Here is a 19,948-nt window from a genome sequence, read left to right as displayed (position 1 = left end):
GACTCTCCCTGACGGCGTAACGGGGAGATTCATCATCCACCATTACAGGTACAGGGCGCAATAAGTAAATTCAAATCAGTTATGCAAAGAATCAGACATCAGGCGAAATAAGAAAGGGTAATGAGGATGGGGTGTGTAATTTCAGTTAAACAGATTTCGGTAATAAATTAATAGCCCGCGCTTGCACGCGGGCCATAAGAATTAGAACTGGTAAACCAGGCCTAACGCTACGATATCATCCGTACCGATACCGTTGTTTTTGTAGAATGCGTCGTCTTCGTCCAGCAGGTTGATTTTATAATCAACATAGGTAGACATGTTTTTGTTGAAGTAATAGGTAGCACCTACGTCAGCATATTTAACCAGATCTTTATCACCTTCGCCATTAGCCAGATCTTTACCTTTGGATTGCAGGTAAGAAATGGCCGGACGCAGACCGAAATCAAACTGGTATTGCGCAGTGATTTCGAAGTTCTGCGTTTTGTTAGCAACCGCGTATTCTTTGTCACCGTATGGGGTCATATTACGGGTTTCGGAATACATAGTTGCCAGGTAAATATTGTTGGCATCATATTTCAGGCCAGCAGTCCAGGCATCGGCTTTATCGCCGCCCGCAGTTGTGTAGCGAACCTGATCGTTTGAACGGTCAGAAGAGGCGTAAGCTGCACCGGCGCTGAAGCCCATGCCGAAATCATAGGTGGTGGAGATACCGAAACCGTCGCCGTTCTCATGACGCGTATCGCGACCGTTGTTTGTCCCTTCCTGGTTGTTGTTGGCGCTTTCATTTTTGCCCTGGTACTGCAAGGCAAAGTTCAGACCCTGCACCAGGCCGTAGAAGTCGGTATTACGGTAGGTCGCAACACCGTTAGCACGGCCAGTCATGAAGTTGTCCGCTTTGGTGTAAGAGTCGCCACCAAACTCTGGCAGCATATCGGTCCAGCCTTCCACGTCGTACAGCACGCCGTAGTTACGACCGTAGTCAAATGAACCGTAATCGCCAACTTTCACACCAGCGAACGCCAGACGCGTCCAGGACTGGTTGTCAGAGCCTTCAGTATTGTTAGCCTGAACGTTGTATTCCCACTGTGCGTAGCCGGTCATCATGTTGTTGATCTGGGTTTCACCTTTGAAGCCCAGACGCATGTAGGTCTGATCGCCATCAGCGCCTTTATCGTCAGAGAAGTAGTGCAGACCATCTACTTTTCCGTACAGATCTAATTTGTTGCCATCTTTGTTGTAAATTTCAGCTGCATTCGCTGCGCCAGCCATTAACAGGGCCGGAATCATAAGAGCCAGTACTTTTCTTTGCATTGTGATATTCCTTTGCAGTTGTTTTTATTTAATTACTGATTGAACTTTCCTGACTGGAAAGATGTCCCATGCTAGATCACTCCGATATGAGAGTTATAAAATATAATTGTTACCAATTAAGTAAAACATCAACAGAATAATGCAGTTGAAATGATGATAACCCTCATGAATATATCTGTGTAAAACATACGGAATAAAAATTATTAATGTGGCGGGAAAGAGGGTAGGCTCTACGTTGTTATATGCCTTTAAGATATTCATTCATTATTTCGGTGAATCCTTTTTACTTAAATAAAGAGTTTTCGGAAATAAACTGAATACGCCCGATGCGAATGCATCGGGCATTTTTTTGCTCAGAATAAAAAAAAGCCCGGACATGCCGGGCTTGAGTGATTATTCGTTGGTGGATTTTTCCGCTTTACCTGCCATCTGGGCCAGGAAGTCATAGCGTTTTTGCAGGTCGGCGGCCGCATCTTTCCAGAGCTGCTCAGCTACCTCAGGTTGCTGCGCATTCAGGCGACGGAAACGCTGTTCCTGCATTAATGTCTCGGCCAGCGCATCTGACGGTGGACGCGAATCCAGCGCCAGAGGCAATTTGCCTTCATCAGCACGACGCGGATCGAAGCGATACAGCGGCCAGAACCCGGTGGCGGTGAGCTGGCGCATCTGATCGTGGCTGAGCGCCAGATCGTAACCATGCTCTTCACAAGGGCTGTAGGCGATAATCAGCGATGGGCCTGGATAGGCCTCCGCTTCCTGAATGGCTTTCACCGTCTGGTTAAGCTGAGCCCCCAGCGAAATCTGTGCGACATAGACATGGCCGTACATCATCATGCTGACGCCCAGATCTTTACGCGCTTTGCGTTTCCCGTGCTCACCAAACTTCGTGACCGCACCCAGCGGGGTAGCTTTTGAGGCCTGGCCACCGGTATTGGAATAACACTGCGTATCAAGCACCAGAATATTGACGTTTTCGGTCAGGCTCAGCACATGATCCAGGCCGCCGAAGCCAATATCATAAGCCCAGCCGTCACCACCAATCAGCCAGATAGATTTCTCAACCAGCGCATCGGCATCGGTCAGCAACTGTTCTGCGCCGTCAACGCCCTGGAGCGCACTACGCAGCGCCGCCACCTGCTCGCGGCGCACTTCTGGCGTCGCGTCAGCGCGCAGGGCGTCGTTCAGATCCGCCGGTATTTTATCGGTAAACTGCTCCAGCAGGCGCATCACGCGGGCACGATGCTGATCGACCGTCAGACGGAAGCCCAGGCCGAACTCGGCGTTGTCTTCAAACAGGGAGTTCGCCCAAGCCGGGCCGCGCCCGTTGGCATCAGTGGTGTACGGTGTTGATGGCAGGTTGCCCCCGTAAATAGATGAACAGCCGGTGGCATTGGCAATCAACATGCGGTCACCGTACAACTGGGTCAGCAGTTTGATGTACGGTGTTTCACCGCAGCCAGAACAGGCACCGGAGTACTCAAACAGCGGGGTGATCAGCTGCGAAGTACGGATGTCGATACGTTCCAGTTTGCTGCGATCGATTTCTGGCAGATCCAGGAAGAAGTCATAATTCACTTTCTCCTCTTCCACGTGCTCCAGACGCGACATCATATTGATGGCTTTAATTTCAGGATCCTGACGATCTTTCGCCGGGCAAACTTCCACGCACAAGTTACAGCCGGTGCAATCTTCCGGTGCGACCTGGAGAACATATTTCTGCCCGCGCATATCGCGGGATTTTACATCCAGCGAGTGCAGGCTGGTCGGTGCATTTTCCATCGCTTCCGGTGACACCACTTTGGCGCGAATGGCAGAGTGCGGACAGGCAGCAACGCAGTGGTTACACTGCGTACACAGTTCTTCTTTCCAGATGGGGATCTCTTCGGCAATGTTGCGTTTTTCCCAGCGGGTGGTACCCATCGGCCAGGTCCCGTCTGGCGGCAACGCCGAAACAGGAAGGGCATCACCCAGGCCAGCCAGCATTGCAGCGGTAACGGTTTTAACGAAGTCAGGAGCCGCGTCAGAGACCACGGGCGGACGGTTCGGGCTGGTGGCATTCACCTGCTGTAAAGGTACTTCGAACAGGGATTCGCGCGCCAGCGCCAGCGCCTGCCAGTTACGTTCAACCAGTTCCTGACCTTTGCTGCTGTAGCTTTTGGCAATCGCACCCTGCAGCTCCGCCAGCGCGCTGTCGCCCGGCAGGATGTTGGTCAGGTGGAAGAAGGCCATCTGCATGACGGTGTTAATACGCGCAGCAAGCCCGCACTCACGGGCAATTTTGGCCGCGTTGACCACAAAGAAGCGGGCTTTTTTCTGATTAAGAACTGCCTGCACTTCCTGCGGCAGGCGCGACCAGACTTCATCTGCGCTGTACGGCGTATTAAGCAGGAAAATACCGCCAGGTTTCAGGCGTTCGGCCATCTGGTATTTATCGATAAACTGCAACTGATGGCAGCCGACAAAATCTGCCTGCGACACCAGGTACGCCGAACGGATCGGGTGTTCACTGACGCGCAGGTGAGAAACGGTCAGCCCACCGGCTTTTTTCGAGTCATACACGAAATAACCCTGCGCATACCACGGCGTCGAGTTACCGATGATCTTAATGTTGTTCTTGGTTGCCGAGACGCTACCGTCACTGCCTAAGCCGTAGAACAGTGCTTCAAGCTTCGCTTTTGATGGCAGCGTGTTTTCCGGTAACACCAGCGAAAGGTTGGTGACGTCATCATAAATGCCGACCGTAAAGCGCGGTTTTGGCTTCGCTTCAGCCAGTTCATTAAACACCGCGAACACGCAGTCCGGGCCAAACTCTTTGGAGGAAAGACCGTAACGGCCGCCAATGACACGCGGTAAGGTTTCGCGCTCTCCGCTGTTGAAGGCTTCCGCCAGGGCGGTCATCACGTCCAGATACAACGGCTCGGCATGTGCGCCAGGCTCTTTGGTACGGTCGAGCACGGCAACGCTACGGGCGCTTTCCGGCAGGGCAGAGAGCAGGTGTTTTGCCGAGAACGGGCGATAGAGACGTACCTTCAGTACACCGACTTTTTCGCCACGGGTCAGAAGTTCGTCCACCACCTCTTCACAGGTGCCAATTGCCGACCCCATCAGCACTATAACGCGTTCTGCCTGCGGGTGGCCGTAGTATTCAAACGGTTTGTATTCACGCCCGGTCGCGGTGGCAAAGTCGTTCATCGCCTGTTCAACGTGGTCGTAAACGGCGTTGTACCACGGGTTTGTCGCTTCACGTGACTGGAAGTAGGTGTCCGGGTTGGCAGACGTGCCGCGAATAACCGGATGTTCCGGGTTCAGGGCGCGGGCGCGATGGGCGTCGATCTCTGCCTGCGGCAGCAGGTTCAGGATAGTGTCATCCGCCAGGGGAACGATTTTGTTGATTTCATGCGAGGTGCGGAAACCATCAAAGAAATGAATAAACGGTACGCGGCTCTTGAGGGTGGCGATATGGGAAATCAGCGCGAAGTCCTGGGCTTCCTGAACGCTGCTGGCACATAGCATGGCGCAGCCGGTCTGGCGTACGGCCATGACGTCAGAGTGATCGCCAAAAATAGAGAGCGCGTGCGTGGCAACGGTGCGCGCCGCCACGTGCAATACAAAGGGAGTCAGTTGTCCTGCCAGCTTATACAGCGTCGGGATCATCAACAGCAAGCCCTGGGAGGAGGTGAACGACGTAGACAGGGCGCCGGTCTGAAGTGCGCCATGCACGGCAGCGATGGCCCCGGCTTCTGACTGCATTTCTACCACTCTGGGAACATCGCCCCAGACGTTTTTTAACCCGTTTCCCGCCCAGGCATCGGCCTGTTCAGCCATCGTTGAACTTGGTGTAATTGGGTAGATGGCGATAACTTCGCTGGTGCGGAACGCGACTGACGCGACAGCACCATTACCGTCAATAGTTTGCATAAGACGACACCCTTACATTGCGCAAAAAAGGGGACCCGTGAAACCGCTACGGGTCCTGATAATTATTCCCTTATTTTAGCAAAGGTCGGGTTTTTCGATTTTCGCTTTTGTGTCCTCGGTATTCTCTGCATCAATGAGTAGATCAACTTTTTGGCAAAAAAAACGTGAGCATTTGTTTCCAGAGTGCATAAATACGCATTCTGGCTCTCGACGCAACGCGGTGGGATGCCTATTATGCTTAGGTTTCGTTACCGTTGATGGGGAAAAAAATATGCGTTCAGCATTATGGGTGGGGTGTGCCGCATTATTGTTGTCGGCCTGTAGCAGTGAACCTGTGCAGCAAGCGACTGCCGCACACGTTACGCCGGGGATGAAAGCGGCAATGACCAGCTCAGGTCAGGCCAATTGCGCGATGATTGGCGGCTCGCTATCCGTTGCCCGTCAGCTTGACGGCTCTGTGATCGGGATGTGCGCACTGCCAAACGGCAAACGGTGCAGTGAACAGTCGCTTGCCGTAGGAACCTGCGGAAACTACTGATTACTCTGCCCGTTTAAAGGTCAGCGTTTTCTCCGCCGTTGCCAGCGTTAACTGGTCTTCAGTCAGGTCGACCTGCGCCCCTTTGCGCAGCATATTGCCGATCGCCTGATCCAGCTCGTTAAGCTGCGGCTCAGTACATAATTTGCGGGTCATGGCCAGCGTCTTAACCTTAAGCTCGCCTTCGGACAATTTCCCCTCGCCGCTAAAGCGATTACACATCACGCCGGAAACGGTAATGTTTTTGATCAGACTAATATCTGACTGCGCACCACTGAAGCTAATTTCAGGCCGCGTTGCGGTGGTAGCCACGGCTTTGCCGTCTACATTTTCCAGAATGAAACGATGGTTCTGGAGTTGATCTGCCTGAACGGATGCTTTACCGGGATTAACGCAGCCGGCGAGCACCAGGCTGAACAAACTTAACGCAACGAGCTTTTTCATATTTCTTCTCAAACTATAAATTCTGTGAATCAATTACAGTGTAACGATACTCCTGCGTGAGTTAATGGGGTTTATCTGAAAGTGCGAGAAGACACCGGGCCGCGTGATGCAGCCCGGTTTGTCGGTTAGTGAGATTTAAATCCCGCGGCAGCCATCAGCAGGCGAAAGACCATACTCACTCCCGCCAGAGCCAGCACGCTGCCACCCCAGATGAGAGCTAGCCACATCAGGCGTTTCCAGACCGGTTGTTGCATCAGTGATAACCCTCCCCATGCTGTACTTTTCCGCGAAAGACGTAGTAGCTCCAGAATGTGTAGACCAAAATAACCGGAATAATCAGCAACGCCCCCACCAGCATAAAGCCCTGACTTTGCGCTGGTGCTGCGGCCTGCCACAGGGTAATCGATGGCGGAATAATGTGCGGCCAGATGCTGATCCCAAGCCCGCTAAAGCCGAGAAAAATCAGCCCCAGCGTCAGAACAAACGGCAGATTATGACTCGCCGGGTTATTCAGGCTGCGCCACTGGAACAGACTAAACACCACAACCAGTACCGGCACAGGCAGCAGGAAAAACAGGTTCGGCAGCGTAAACCAGCGCGCGGCAATGGCAGAGTGCGTCAGTGGAGTCCAGGCACTGATCACAGCGATAATCACCAGCAGCACCAGCAGCAGGCGCTTTGACACCTGGCGCATCTGCTGCTGAAGGGCGTTCTCACTTTTCATCACCAGCCATGTTGAACCGAGCAGAGCATACGCCACCACCAGACCCAAGCCGCAGAACAGATTAAACGCCGTAAACCAGTCGAATGGCCCGCCCGTGTAAGTGCGCCCGGTTACCGAAAACCCATTGATCACCGCACCCACCGTCACGCCCTGGGTGAAGGTTGCCAGAATCGACCCACCAATAAAGGCTTTATCCCAGAAAGGACGGTGCGCGGGCGTGGCCTTAAAACGAAACTCAAAGGCAACGCCGCGGAATATAAGTCCGATCAGCATTAATGTCAGCGGAATGGTCAGGGCATCAATAATCACCGCATAGGCCAGCGGGAAAGCGCCAAACAACGCTGCGCCGCCAAGCACCAGCCAGGTTTCGTTGCCATCCCAGACCGGCGCAACGCTGTTGACCATCACATCGCGATCGTCGGCGTTTTGCGTTGCCGGGAACAGAATGCCAATTCCCAGATCAAAGCCGTCCATCACGATATACATCAGCGTGGCGAAAACGATGATGACAAACCAGATAACGGAAAGATCGATACCCATTATGGTTTCTCCTTCAGTTCAGTAACGGCAGAAAGCGGGCGCGCAGGGCGGCCATCGGATTCTGTGGCAAAAGTTTCGTGCGCCTGAGGGCCTTTCTTAATCAGCCGCACCATATAGCTGTACCCCACGCCAAAGACGGAGGTGTAGACCACAAAGAACGCCAGCAAACTGACGCTCATATGCAAATCGCCATGCGCCGATACGGCATCTTTTGTGCGCTGTAATCCGTACACCACCCACGGCTGGCGACCCACTTCGGTAGTCACCCAGCCAGCCAGAATGGCAATCAGCCCGGACGGTCCCATCAGCAGGGCAAACCACAGGAAGGGGCGTGAAGAATAAACGCGCTTTTTGTAACGCAGCCATACGGCCACTACTCCGAGCAGCAGCATCAACATGCCCAGCCCGGCCATAATGCGGAAAGACCAGAACACGATGGTGGCGTTAGGGCGATCTTCTTTCGGGAACTCTTTCAGCGCCGGAACTTGTTTATCCAGGCTGTGCGTGAGGATCAGGCTGCCCAGGGCCGGGATCTCAAGCCCAAAACGCGTGCGCTCCTGCTCCATATCCGGCAGGCCAAACAGTAATAATGGTGTCGGCTCGCCAGGCGGGTTTTCCCAGTGGCCTTCAATAGCGGCGATTTTCGCTGGCTGATGTTTAAGGGTATTCAGACCGTGCATATCGCCAATCATCGCCTGAATGGGGGCAACAATCAGGGTCATCCACAGCGCCATCGAGAACATGGCGCGGATAGCGGGCGTATTGTTACCTCGCAGGAGATGCCAGGCCGCAGACGCGCCGACAAAGAGCGCGCTGCTCAGGAATGCCGCTATCGACATGTGCAGCAGGCGATACGGGAAGGAAGGGTTAAACACCACCGCAAACCAGTCGACGGGCACAACCTGCCCGTTGACGATTTCATAACCCTGCGGGGTTTGCATCCAGCTGTTCGAAGCCAGGATCCAGAAGGTTGAGATGATCGTGCCGAGCGCCACCATACAGGTTGAAAAGAAGTGCAGCCCCGGCCCAACTTTGTTCCAGCCGAACAGCATCACCCCGAGGAAACCCGCTTCCAGGAAAAATGCGGTCAATACTTCGTAGGTGAGCAGGGGGCCGGTAATACTCCCGGCGAACTGGGAGAATCCGCTCCAGTTGGTGCCGAACTGGTAGGCCATCACCAGGCCTGAAACAACCCCCATGCCAAAGTTAACGGCAAAGATTTTTGACCAGAAATGGTAAAGCGAACGCCAGACCGGGTTTTTCGTTTTCAGCCACAGCCCTTCCAGCACGGCAAGGTAGCTCGCCAGGCCAATGGTGATCGCCGGGAAAATAATGTGAAAGGATACGGTAAACGCGAATTGTATCCTCGCAAGATGAAAAGCATCTAAACCAAACATGCACAGCCTCAATGTCAAACGGTGTGCTGTTATGGTATGGGGTCGCGGAGCGCAGTATCAGACGCAGAAAAATGAAATTTATGTATAACAGTTTGCTAAAGGCATGTTTTTTCGGCATCTGATATAGCTGGTTTTGCCTGGGGGTATCAACTGGAAAGACATAATTCCATGGATTATAAAAAGATTATTCTTATGCATTTTATTTATTAATTCGCTTGCTTTATGGTCATCGACGTGCGTTAATGTCTCTCTGGTTTTGATTTCAAATAAATATCTGACGTAGTTTTATAAAGCAGTTCTCATCACGTTGTGCCTCTCCGCAGCCTCTCTTGGGTCTTTTTCTACACTCCGATAAGTTTTGTTTCATACCACTATCGCCTGAATGGCCCATTAGCAATTTACGTTTTTTACGTTTACAGGAGAATCTTATGACTTCTTATATCCATTTCCGCTGCCCATGCTGCCATGGCTCGCAGTACCGCACTTCAGTTTTTGATGTGTCGGAAAAAAATCCACATGGTGCGAAATGCATTTTCTGCAAATCGTCGATGATTACGCTCGATCATTTAGCTGCTGCCCGCTTTGCCCAAAGCGCAGTGACTGAGTTCCGCAAGTAATTACATCGTTAAACCATAACAGTTAGCAAAATCTTCTCTTTTTCTTCTTCTGATATACACTGTTGGTCAGTAAGGAGAATCTGATGAAAAAATACCAGCGTCTGGCGCAACAAATTATCTCGCAAATTGAGCTTGGCGCATGGCTGCCAGGCGATAAGCTGCCTTCGCTGCGTGAGCAGGTTGCGAGCAGCGGCATGAGTTTCATGACCGTTGGCCATGCCTATCAGATGCTGGAAAGCCAGGGAAGGATTGTCGCAAGACCGCAGTCGGGCTATTACGTTGCCTCGCGCCCGACCACACAACAGCCTTCGCCACCGGCCCAGGTGATGCGTGATGAAGTGGTGGATATCAACACCTATATCTTCGACGTGTTGCAGGCCAGCCGCGATCCTTCTGTGGTGCCATTTGCTTCGGCGTTTCCTGATCCCCGGCTTTTCCCGCTCCAGCAGCTCAACCGCTCACTTGCTAATGTCAGTAAAACCGCCACCGCCATGAGCGTGATTGAAAACCTGCCGCCGGGTAACGTCGATTTACGTCATGCCATTGCCCGCCGTTATGCTCAGCAGGGGATGAACATCTCGCCGGAAGAAATTGTCATCACCGCCGGGGCGCTTGAGGCGCTCAACCTCAGTTTGCAGGCGGTGACCGAGCCTGGCGACTGGGTGATTGTCGAAAACCCCTGTTTTTACGGCGCGCTTCAGGCGCTCGAACGCCTGAAATTAAAAGCGCTGTCCATTGCCACTGACGTCCGCGAAGGGATCGATCTGAACGCGCTTGAACATGCGCTGAACGAGTATCCGGTCAAAGCCTGCTGGCTGATGACCAACAGCCAGAACCCGCTTGGGTTTACGCTAAGCGCGGAGAAAAAAGCGCATTTAGTGGCGCTGCTGACCCGACACAACGTCACCCTGATTGAAGATGACGTTTACAGCGAGCTCTATTTTGGCCGTGAAAAACCGCTTCCGGCTAAAGCGTGGGACACCCAGGACATGACGCTGCACTGCTCGTCATTTTCAAAATGTCTGGTGGCTGGATTTCGTATCGGCTGGGTGGCCGCCGGGAAACATGCCCGACGCATTCAGCAGTTACAGCTGATGAGCACGCTATCCACCAGTTCACCCATGCAACTGGCGCTGGTAGATTATCTGGCGACAAAACGCTATGACGCCCATCTTCGCCGCCTGCGGCGCACCCTGGCCGAACGTAAACAGCTGGCGTGGCAGTCGCTTTTGCGCCATATGCCAGCGGGAGTGAAAATCCATCATAACGACAGCGGCTACTTCTTATGGCTGGAGCTGCCTGCGCCGCTGGATGCCGGGTTGCTGAGCGAAAAAGCGCTGGAGCACCATATCAGCATCGCGCCGGGCAAAATGTTTTCAACCTCTGACGCCTGGACCCCGTTCTTCCGTTTTAATACCTCCTGGGCGTGGGGCGAGCGTGAGGAACAGGCGGTCAGTCAGTTAGGGAAATTAATAAGTGCGCTGATGGAATAATAATTATCGCCAGATTTCCGTGGAGTAATGTCCGCGCAAAAATAAACAATCCTTATCTCAGATAAAGCACTGCGAATATCCCGCGGTGCTTTTTCTTTTGCATCATAGGAAATCTGCATCCCGCCTCTCAGCGCTAACCCCTTGTCTATAATCCAGTTAACGGGGAATGCGCCCTCGGTCACAACCTGATGAAATTTCCTTAAGCCGCAGGGTGCGGCCCATTTGCGCGGTCTACGTTTAATTAGGGAGATATTTTTACGGCACGGCTGCCGCCAAATTTCATTGCGACAGGAGTAAATCTAATGAGCAAAAAATTTGCCCGCAGCAGCCTGTGCGCGCTCGGTATGACTATCATGACAGCGCAAGCCGCTGAGCCACCAAAGGCGATTGGCGAAGGGGAAGGTCGACTGGATATTATTGCCTGGCCGGGGTATATCGAGCGCGGTCAGACCGATAAAAACTATGACTGGGTAACGCAATTCGAAAAGGACACCGGCTGCGCGGTGAATGTCAAAACCGCCGCCACTTCCGATGAAATGGTCAGCCTGATGGCAAAAGGCGGTTATGACCTTGTGACTGCTTCAGGTGATGCGTCATTGCGTCTGATTGCGGGTAAACGCGTTCAGCCGATTAATCCGGATTTGATCCCCAACTGGAAAACTATCGACCCGCGCATCGTTAAAGGGGCGTGGTTTAACGTGGGCGGTAAGGTTTACGGCACGCCGTATCAGTGGGGGCCGAACCTGCTGATGTACAACACCAAAACCTTCCCGACGCCGCCGGATAGCTGGAGCGTGGTTTTCGTAAAACAAGACCTGCCGGACGGCAAAACCAACCAGGGCCGCGTACAAGCCTATGACGGTCCGATTTACATCGCTGATGCGGCGCTGTTTGTGAAAGCCACCCAGCCGGCACTGGGGATAACCGACCCATACCAGTTAACGGAAAAACAGTATGCCGCGGTCCTCAAAGTGCTGCGCGATCAACATGCGCTTATCCACCGCTACTGGCATGACACCACCGTTCAGATGAGCGACTTCAAAAACGAAGGCGTGGTGGCCTCCAGCGCCTGGCCATACCAGGCGAACGCCCTCAAAGCAGATAACCAGCCTGTCGCCACCGTCTTCCCGAAAGAGGGTGTGACCGGATGGGCAGACACCACCATGCTTCATGCTGAAGCTAAACACCCGATGTGCGCCTACAAATGGATGAACTGGTCGCTGACGCCAAAATTGCAGGGAGATCTGGCGGCATGGTTTGGCTCATTACCGGTTGTTGCTGAAGGCTGTAAGGCCAGTACGCTGCTGGGCGACAAAGGCTGCGAAACCAACGGCTATAACTACTTCGACAAAATTATGTTCTGGAAAACGCCGATTGCAGAAGGGGGCAAATATGTTTCGTACAGCCGCTGGACGCAGGATTACATCGCCATCATGGGTGGCCGTTAATCGCCCGGGAGCAGAACATGACGTACGCAGTAGAGTTCAATGATGTTTCCCGTCTGTACGGTGACGTACGGGCGGTGGATGGAGTCACCATTGGTATCCGTGACGGGGAATTTTTCTCCATGCTGGGGCCTTCGGGCTCCGGCAAAACCACCTGCCTGCGCCTGATCGCAGGGTTCGAGCAGTTAAGCGGTGGTGTGATAAAAATCTTCGGTAAAGAGGCCAGCGAACTGCCCCCGTGGGAGCGCGATGTGAACACGGTGTTCCAGGATTACGCGCTGTTCCCGCATATGTCTATTCTCGATAACGTCGCCTACGGGCTGATGGTCAAAGGTGTCGATAAGAAAAAACGCCATGCTCAGGCGCGGGAAGCGCTGGACAAGGTCGGGTTGAGTTTTGCCGTCACCCGTAAACCTTCGCAACTGTCCGGCGGGCAGCGTCAGCGCGTGGCGATTGCGCGCGCGCTGGTCAATGAACCGCGCGTGCTGCTACTGGATGAACCTTTAGGCGCGCTCGATCTTAAATTGCGCGAACAGATGCAGTTTGAGCTCAAAAAGCTCCAGCAAGAGCTGGGCATCACCTTTATTTTCGTCACCCACGATCAAGGCGAAGCCCTGTCGATGTCTGACCGGGTGGCGGTCTTCAATAACGGCCGTATCGAGCAGGTCGATACTCCGCGTGAGCTGTACATGCGCCCACGCACGCCATTTGTGGCGAGTTTTGTCGGCACCTCAAACGTATTTGATGCCGGGATCGCGCACCGCGTTTGCGGCATGGAAGGCATGTATTCGCTACGCCCGGAACATATTCGCCTGAATGAAAGCGGTGAAGTGCAGGTGCAGGGCGTGGTACAGGCAGTGCAGTATCAGGGGGCGGCAACGCGTTTTGAACTCAAACTGGCCGACGGTGAAAAACTGCTGGTGAGCCAGGCAAATCTTAGTGGTGCAACGGTGCCTGCGGGCGTGGAGCCGGGGCAGCAGGTACTGGCATCGTGGTCGCGCGAGGCTATGGTCCTGCTGCATGAGGAGAGGTGAAATGGATATGAGCGTTTCACATACTCCGTCACACCACGGCAGGTTAAGCCGCATCACCGCGCTGTTCTGGCGCAAACCGTCGCTCGGGCTATTCCTGCTCCTGATTGCGCCGTTGATGTGGTTTGGTATCGTCTATCTGGGATCGCTCCTGACGTTGCTCTGGCAGGGGTTTTATACCTTTGACGACTTCACCATGTCGGTTACGCCGGATCTCACTTTTGCGAACATCCTGGCACTTTTCAACCCGGCCAACTATGACATCATTGTGCGGACGCTGGTCATGGCGATCGCGGTCACCCTTGCCAGCGCAGTGCTGGCGTTCCCGATGGCCTGGTATATGGCCCGTTATACCAGCGGTAAGTGGAAGGCGTTTTTCTATATCGCCGTGATGCTGCCGATGTGGGCGAGCTACATCGTGAAGGCCTACGCGTGGACGTTGCTGCTGGCGAAAGACGGGGTGGCGCAGTGGTTTCTAAGCCATATGGGGCTGGAGCCGATTTTAACTTCGATCCTCACGCTGCCTGCAATTGGCGGCAATACGCTTTCGACCTCCGGGCTTGGGCGTTTTCTGGTGTTCGTTTACATCTGGCTGCCGTTTATGATCCTGCCGGTGCAGGCGGCGCTGGAACGGTTACCTGCTTCTTTATTGCAGGCGTCTGCCGATCTGGGTGCCCGCCCGCGGCAGACCTTCCGTTATGTGGTGTTGCCGCTGGCGATCCCGGGCATCGCCGCCGGGTCGATTTTCACCTTCTCACTGACGCTAGGTGATTTTATCGTGCCGCAACTGGTGGGGCCTCCGGGCTACTTTATTGGCAATATGGTCTATTCCCAGCAAGGGGCGATTGGCAATATGCCAATGGCGGCCGCGTTCACGCTGGTTCCTATTGTTCTTATTTCACTCTATCTGGCGTTCGTGAAACGTCTGGGAGCGTTCGATGCACTCTGAACGCGCACCATTGTTCCTGAAAGTGGCAGCCTGGGGCGGGGTTATATTCCTGCACTTCCCGCTGCTTATCATCGCAACCTATGCGTTTAATACCGAAGATGCTGCGTTTAGCTTTCCCCCGAAGGGGCTAACGCTGAAGTGGTTTAGCATCGCGGCTGCGCGTGGGGATATCATCGATTCTGTGACGTTGTCACTTCAGATTGCGGCGTTATCGACGGGTATCGCCCTGATACTTGGCACGCTTGCTGCTGCGGCGTTATGGCGCAGTGAGTTTTTTGGCAAAAATGCCATCTCGCTGTTACTGCTGCTGCCAATAGCGTTACCGGGGATCATTACCGGCCTGGCGCTGTTGACCGCATTTAAAACCATCAATCTTGAACCGGGCTTTTTCACTATTGTTGTCGGGCACGCCACTTTCTGTGTGGTGGTGGTCTTTAACAACGTGATTGCCCGTTTCCGGCGCACCTCCTGGAGTCTGGTGGAAGCGTCGATGGATTTAGGCGCAGATGGCTGGCAAACCTTCCGTTATGTGGTGCTGCCCAATCTTGGGTCGGCGCTGCTGGCGGGGGGGATGCTGGCGTTTGCGCTGTCGTTTGACGAAATCATCGTCACGACATTTACGGCGGGACACGAGCGCACGTTACCGCTGTGGTTGTTGAACCAGCTTGGGCGTCCGCGTGACGTACCGGTTACCAACGTTGTCGCACTGTTGGTGATGCTGGTGACAACCATTCCTATTCTGGGAGCCTGGTGGCTAACCCGCGACGGCGAAAATATAGCCGGCAGCGGGAAATAACTTCGATTTCAACAGGATAACGCTATGCAAAATCAACTGCTCATTAATGGTGAACTGATTACGGGCGAAGGCGAGAAACAGCCCGTGTTTAATCCTGCCACCGGAGAGGTACTGCTGGAAATCGCTGAAGCCTCTGCCGCACAGGTTGATGCTGCCGTGCAGGCGGCCGATCGTGCTTTTGCTGAATGGGGACAGACCACCCCGAAAACCCGTTCAGAGTGTTTGCTGAAACTTGCTGACGTTATTGAAGAACATGCCGAAACCTTCGCTCAGCTGGAATCCCTTAACTGCGGGAAGCCGCTGCACTGTGTGGCGGGGGATGAGATCCCGGTGGTGGTTGACGTGTTCCGCTTCTTTGCCGGTGCGGCGCGCTGCCTGAACGGGCTGGCCGCCGGAGAGTATCTTGATGGCCACACCTCAATGATCCGTCGTGACCCGGTTGGTGTCGTTGCCTCTATTGCACCGTGGAACTACCCGCTGATGATGGCCGCATGGAAACTGGCACCTGCACTGGCGGCAGGAAACTGTGTGGTGATCAAACCCTCGGAAATCACCCCGCTGACGGCGCTTAAGCTGGCTGAACTGGCAAAAGACATCTTCCCGGCAGGCGTCCTTAACGTGCTGTTCGGGCGTGGCAAAACCGTGGGTGATCCGCTGACCGGGCATGAAAAGGTGCGCATGGTGTCGCTGACCGGCTCAATTGCCACTGGGGAACATATCATCGGCCACACGGCATCGTCGATTAAGCGCACTCATATGGAACTGGGCGGCAAAGCACCGGTGATCGTTTTTGATGATGCCGACCTGGATGCTGTCGTGGAGGGCGTGCGTACCTTTGGTTTTTACAACGCCGGGCAGGACTGCACTGCCGCCTGCCGCATCTATGCTCAGAAGGGCATTTACGCCGCGCTGGTGGAAAAACTCGGTGCCGCAGTTGCCACCCTGAATATGGGCGCCCCGGAGGATGAATCTACAGAGCTTGGCCCGCTGAGCTCGGCTGCGCATCTGTCACGTGTCTGTAAGGCGGTGGACGAGGCAAAATCCCAGAGCCACATCCGCGTTGTGACCGGCGGTAGTAAAAAAGAGGGGGCAGGATATTATTTCCAGCCAACCCTGCTGGCGGGGGCAAAACAGGAAGACGCGATTGTGCAACAGGAGGTGTTTGGCCCGGTCGTCAGCGTGACCGAATTTGACGACGAAGCGCAGGTGCTGGCCTGGGCGAACGACTCCCGGTATGGTCTGGCTTCATCCGTGTGGACTAAGGACGTGGGTCGCGCTCACCGTCTCAGCGCCCGTTTGCAGTATGGCTGCACCTGGGTCAACACCCACTTTATGCTGGTCAGCGAAATGCCGCACGGGGGGATGAAGCTGTCAGGCTACGGGAAAGATATGTCGGTGTATGGACTGGAGGATTACACGGTCGTGCGCCACGTCATGATTAAACACTAAAAGTCTGATATTCGGGATTTTACGTGTTGTATTACGGCCGGGCTGTAGATGGGTGCCAGCTTGAATGGTATGATCCTGGAAACTTTCAGGCTGGCACTTTTTAATGAGAAACAACACCTTAGACTTCGCTAAGTTTTTTGCGAGCTTCTTTGTTATCGTCGTGCATTCAGGATCTTACCCTGAAATGTCGCCGGCACATGCTGACTTATTCCGTGCGGCGTCACGCTGGGCCGTCCCGTTTTTCTTTTTGGCCTCCGGGTATTTAATGGGGAGCGTGGGAAACATCGATGTTGGCAAAAAACTGAATAAATTATTCGGTATTTTATTTTATTCATCACTGCTGTACGTTCCGATTATCTACCTCAGTGTTAATAGCGATATTACGACGCTATTTATCCGTGTTTTTTCGTTTGACACCTTACGGTCAGGAACCTTTTTCCATTTGTGGTTCATCACCGCACTTATGTCAGGGGTAATGCTCACCAATTACTTGACTAAAAATGTAAAAACAGCAACCGGGCTGGTGATTGCACTGTTGCTTTTAGCCGGGTACTGGCTCAGTGATATTGGGCAGGCGTTTAACATCCCGGCGGAACGAAACTACATGTTCTATGTGTTCAGAAGCCTGTTGGGTATTCCGCTGGTGTACATGGGATACCTTCTCGCTAAAGAGGGTTTACTGAGTAAGATAAGCAACACAATGGCATGGACTCTGTTCATTGTGGGGATAATGCTGATGATGCTTGAGGTTCCACTGTGCCAGTGGGTCATTGACGGGTATGCACGTGAAAGGCAATTCCCTCTGTTCAGCGTACCTGTAGCAGTGGCTCTGCTGGCGATTTGCGCGAATACCGCAACCAAAGAAAACCAGATTTCCAGAGCAGGGCGAGATTTTTCATTGGGTATTTATCTCATCCATCCATTCCTGCTTTATTTCATTGTTCCCTGGCTTGAATCGAAGGGGGTGAAAGTATCAACGGTGAATCTGGTTTCAGCCTTTATTTTGTCATGGTTCATTTTTGCCATCATGAAAAAATGGTTACCGGCGCTGTACGGTAAATTTAACGGTGCGGGTATTAAATAACGCGACGAAAATCTGGCCGGGCTATTCACCCGGCCAACACACTACCAGCCGCACACTTCGTGCTCATTTTCCGTATCGTAAGCACGTACGGTATTCACCAGCTCTTTAACCACTTCTGCGGCGACATCCGGAATCAACAGCTCCATCGGGGCTTGCGTTTCATAGTCCACCGAGACACCGTTGCTATTATTGGTGACCGTGACGGTATAGGTTGCTTTGCCCATGATGTTACTCCTTATGCGTGTTAACCACTTTTCCGATGCCCGCACCCTGGAGGGTGACATCCGGGTCGGCGAAAAAGTCGATATTAAACCAGGTATCGTCGGTCAACAGTTCGATGCGATGCCATTTTTCGGGCGGGGAAATACCAAATGAACCGGCTTCAATCACCAGCTCCAGATCGGGTTCAGTGGCGTTGCCATCCGCGAAGCCGAAATAGCGCACGGCGCCCTGCATCACAGACAAACGGCCGTACACACCTGCTTTCGTATTGTGATGAGTGAAGAGCGCTTTTGGTGCCGTCTCCTGGTTCCAGAACGGTGTTGCGCGGGTATGAACAAAATTCTCAGGAATACGTAGCATAATGGTTTCCTTATCAGTGTCAGACACTTAAAGAGACTTCAGCACTTCAGGCTCGACAAAAAAGTCGATATTGAACAGGGTGTCGTCGCTCATCACCTCGATATGGTGCCAGCGTTCCGGGGGGAAGACACCGAAGTGGCCTGCGTGAATAATGAGTTCGCTATCCGGTTCTGGTGTGAATTCGTCAGCATAGCCCAAATAACGGACTGCACCCTGCAAAACGGACAGGCGAGGGTAGACGCCCGGGCGTGTGCCCTTATCAAGATGACGCTGAAAAATCCCTGCGGGGGCAGTCTCTTTGTTCCAGAAAGGGGTGGAACGGGTATGAATACAACTTTGCGGAATGCGTAGCATGTTTCCTCCCTTTAAAGCCTGGCTTTATTAGAGCGCTTTCTGCGAGTGAGAATTTATCAAAAAGTGCATTTATAATGCATGTTATCAAAAAAGGTGATCTCCCATCCTCATGAGATGTAACGCAAAATACCTAATTGTTATTACCCGTTATCTTTAAGTGGTTATTGTGTAACGAAAAAACTTGATCTGTATCAACATATGACGCATATTGCGTGCGGTTATTTTTGACAGTTTGGGTAAGCGGGATGACGTTGTATCAAAAAATGTTGGTTTTTTACGCAATCATGGCAACCATCAGCGCGTTCATTACCTGGTTCCTGTCTAAAGACCGTAAACGCATCCGCCTGCTGAGCGCTTTCCTCGTGGGTTCTACCTGGCCGATGAGCTTTCCTGTCGCGCTGCTGATATCGCTTTTCTGAAGCACGCTTCCAGTTTTAAAAGATGAACATAGCATTCCGCCACCGATGCCTGTATAAATAAACAGTACATCGAAAAGGAGTGCTCATGAACAGTTTCTACTCTCGGCGCGCGGGTTGCAGTGTGCGCTGGCAAGACCTCCCAGGTTCTGGTGATCCCGTCGTGTTTATCCACGGCCTGGGGTGCGCTTCGTCCTATGAATATCCGCGTGTTGTCTGTGACCCGAATTTTGGTGCGCGCAGAGCCATTCTTATCGATCTCCCCGGCAGTGGATACAGCGATAAACCTGAGCACTACAGCTATCAGACGGGCGATCAGGCCAGGGTGGTGGCTGAATTGCTGGATAATGTTGGTATCAAGACCTTCTGGCTTTACGGGCACAGTATGGGCGGCAGCATTGCCATCGAAACCGCGGTGTTGATGCAGACACGTCTCAACGGTTTAATCGTCTCTGAGCCTAATTTTCATGCCGGTGGCGGCATGTTCAGCCGCGGTATTGCCGCGCAGTCTGAACCGCAATTTGTTGCACACGGATATGATCAGTTACTTGCCGCAGAAACCTCTGCATGGGCAGGTAGCCTGCGAAGTAACGCGCCTTTTGCGGTGTGGCGTGGTGCCACAAGTCTGGTTGAGGGCACCAGCCCTGACTGGGAAGCGCAGTTCCTGTCATTAACCTGCCCAATTACGCTTATTTTTGGGGAACACTCACTGCCTGATAAAGATGTGGATTCGCTCAAAGGGAAAGGTGTTGCGGTGAAAATCATCCCTGCGGCGGGGCACTCGATGTCGTGGGAAAACCCTTCGGCGCTGGCTCTGGCGTTATCTGATTGCATGATGGGTAAATAGCAGCCCGCATGACTGC

The 19,948-nt window shown here is 53.2% G+C and carries 20 protein-coding genes; 11 read left to right on the top strand and 9 right to left on the bottom strand.

All coding sequences use genetic code 11. From position 1 onward, the window contains the following. Nucleotides 1–201 precede the first annotated feature (201 nt). Together ompC and nifJ are read right to left on the bottom strand one after the other, a co-directional pair. Entirely contained in the window at nt 202–1,311 is a 1,110-nt protein-coding gene (gene ompC / locus N1249_RS11975; protein ID WP_259829531.1) for a porin OmpC, read from the bottom strand. Nucleotides 1,312–1,704: 393 nt separating this feature from the next. Next, on the bottom strand, nt 1,705–5,229 hold the full coding sequence (gene nifJ, locus N1249_RS11970; RefSeq protein WP_259829530.1) for a pyruvate:ferredoxin (flavodoxin) oxidoreductase: 3,525 nt from the start codon (nt 5,227–5,229) through the stop codon (nt 1,705–1,707). Between the two features lie 271 nt (nt 5,230–5,500). On the opposite strand from nifJ, the gene N1249_RS11965 reads away from it, so the two are divergent. Further along, nucleotides 5,501–5,767, top strand: a complete 267-nt coding sequence (locus tag N1249_RS11965) for a DUF333 domain-containing protein (protein ID WP_259829528.1) — start codon at nt 5,501–5,503, stop codon at nt 5,765–5,767. Here the strand turns inward: N1249_RS11965 and hslJ are convergent, their stop codons facing one another. The 4 genes from hslJ to N1249_RS11945 form a co-directional block, all read right to left on the bottom strand. Further along, entirely contained in the window at nt 5,768–6,208 is a 441-nt protein-coding gene (hslJ, locus tag N1249_RS11960) for a heat shock protein HslJ (RefSeq protein WP_259829526.1), read from the bottom strand. Nucleotides 6,209–6,333: 125 nt separating this feature from the next. Next, on the bottom strand, nt 6,334–6,462 hold the full coding sequence (locus N1249_RS11955) for a DUF2474 domain-containing protein (RefSeq protein ID WP_217186634.1): 129 nt from the start codon (nt 6,460–6,462) through the stop codon (nt 6,334–6,336). Continuing rightward, nucleotides 6,462–7,472 (bottom strand): cytochrome d ubiquinol oxidase subunit II, encoded by a 1,011-nt coding sequence (cydB, locus tag N1249_RS11950; RefSeq protein ID WP_259829524.1) that lies wholly within the window; start codon nt 7,470–7,472, stop codon nt 6,462–6,464. The genes N1249_RS11955 and cydB overlap by 1 nt, the downstream gene beginning before the upstream one ends. After that, nucleotides 7,472–8,869 (bottom strand): cytochrome ubiquinol oxidase subunit I, encoded by a 1,398-nt coding sequence (locus N1249_RS11945; RefSeq protein WP_217186636.1) that lies wholly within the window; start codon nt 8,867–8,869, stop codon nt 7,472–7,474. The genes cydB and N1249_RS11945 overlap by 1 nt, the downstream gene beginning before the upstream one ends. Nucleotides 8,870–9,297: 428 nt before the next feature. On the opposite strand from N1249_RS11945, the gene N1249_RS11940 reads away from it, so the two are divergent. From N1249_RS11940 to N1249_RS11905, 8 genes are all read left to right on the top strand, one after another. Beyond that, entirely contained in the window at nt 9,298–9,486 is a 189-nt protein-coding gene (locus tag N1249_RS11940) for a hypothetical protein (protein ID WP_064555888.1), read from the top strand. A gap of 83 nt (nt 9,487–9,569) precedes the next feature. Beyond that, nucleotides 9,570–10,979, top strand: a complete 1,410-nt coding sequence (locus N1249_RS11935) for a PLP-dependent aminotransferase family protein (protein WP_259829519.1) — start codon at nt 9,570–9,572, stop codon at nt 10,977–10,979. A gap of 302 nt (nt 10,980–11,281) precedes the next feature. Next, nucleotides 11,282–12,427 carry a putative ABC transporter substrate-binding protein YdcS gene (gene ydcS / locus N1249_RS11930; protein WP_259829512.1) on the top strand — a complete coding sequence of 382 codons (1,146 nt, stop codon included), beginning with the start codon at nt 11,282–11,284 and terminating at the stop codon, nt 12,425–12,427. Between the two features lie 17 nt (nt 12,428–12,444). Further along, on the top strand, nt 12,445–13,458 hold the full coding sequence (locus N1249_RS11925) for an ABC transporter ATP-binding protein (RefSeq protein ID WP_259829510.1): 1,014 nt from the start codon (nt 12,445–12,447) through the stop codon (nt 13,456–13,458). 1 nt (nt 13,459) lies between these two features. Further along, nucleotides 13,460–14,404: an ABC transporter permease gene (locus N1249_RS11920; protein WP_259829507.1), complete on the top strand. Its 945-nt coding sequence runs from the start codon at nt 13,460–13,462 to the stop codon at nt 14,402–14,404. Further along, a complete protein-coding gene (locus N1249_RS11915) occupies nt 14,394–15,200 on the top strand; it encodes an ABC transporter permease (RefSeq protein WP_166715416.1) in 807 nt (268 codons plus the stop codon). Before N1249_RS11920 ends, N1249_RS11915 begins: the two co-directional genes overlap by 11 nt. 24 nt (nt 15,201–15,224) lie before the next feature. Then, nucleotides 15,225–16,649: an aminobutyraldehyde dehydrogenase gene (gene patD / locus N1249_RS11910; protein WP_259829504.1), complete on the top strand. Its 1,425-nt coding sequence runs from the start codon at nt 15,225–15,227 to the stop codon at nt 16,647–16,649. Nucleotides 16,650–16,752: 103 nt separating this feature from the next. Next, on the top strand, nt 16,753–17,733 hold the full coding sequence (locus tag N1249_RS11905) for an acyltransferase (RefSeq protein WP_259829503.1): 981 nt from the start codon (nt 16,753–16,755) through the stop codon (nt 17,731–17,733). A gap of 41 nt (nt 17,734–17,774) precedes the next feature. On the opposite strand, the gene N1249_RS11900 is transcribed toward N1249_RS11905, so the two are convergent. From N1249_RS11900 to N1249_RS11890, 3 genes are read right to left on the bottom strand one after another with little or no spacing between them, the layout of a single operon-like run. Then, nucleotides 17,775–17,957, bottom strand: a complete 183-nt coding sequence (locus N1249_RS11900) for a DUF1869 domain-containing protein (RefSeq protein ID WP_181623642.1) — start codon at nt 17,955–17,957, stop codon at nt 17,775–17,777. A 4-nt stretch (nt 17,958–17,961) separates the two neighbouring features. Further along, entirely contained in the window at nt 17,962–18,315 is a 354-nt protein-coding gene (locus tag N1249_RS11895; protein ID WP_259829502.1) for a DUF1971 domain-containing protein, read from the bottom strand. Nucleotides 18,316–18,342: 27 nt separating this feature from the next. Next, nucleotides 18,343–18,669 (bottom strand): DUF1971 domain-containing protein, encoded by a 327-nt coding sequence (locus N1249_RS11890; RefSeq protein WP_259829501.1) that lies wholly within the window; start codon nt 18,667–18,669, stop codon nt 18,343–18,345. A 245-nt stretch (nt 18,670–18,914) separates the two neighbouring features. On the opposite strand from N1249_RS11890, the gene N1249_RS11885 reads away from it, so the two are divergent. Together N1249_RS11885 and N1249_RS11880 are read left to right on the top strand one after the other, a co-directional pair. Beyond that, the gene (locus tag N1249_RS11885) at nt 18,915–19,088 is read left to right on the top strand and encodes a GhoT/OrtT family toxin (protein ID WP_014070436.1); all 174 of its coding nucleotides are present in this window, start codon (nt 18,915–18,917) and stop codon (nt 19,086–19,088) included. 85 nt (nt 19,089–19,173) lie between these two features. Further along, nucleotides 19,174–19,932 carry an alpha/beta fold hydrolase gene (locus N1249_RS11880; RefSeq protein WP_259829500.1) on the top strand — a complete coding sequence of 253 codons (759 nt, stop codon included), beginning with the start codon at nt 19,174–19,176 and terminating at the stop codon, nt 19,930–19,932. Nucleotides 19,933–19,948: the final 16 nt, after the last annotated feature.

Source organism: Enterobacter sp. CP102 (genome assembly GCF_025152625.1).
GTDB classification, from domain to species: Bacteria; Pseudomonadota; Gammaproteobacteria; order Enterobacterales; family Enterobacteriaceae; genus Enterobacter; species Enterobacter soli.
Note: the sequence above shows the minus strand (reverse complement) of the source record. Positions and strands in the feature narration are given on the sequence as shown.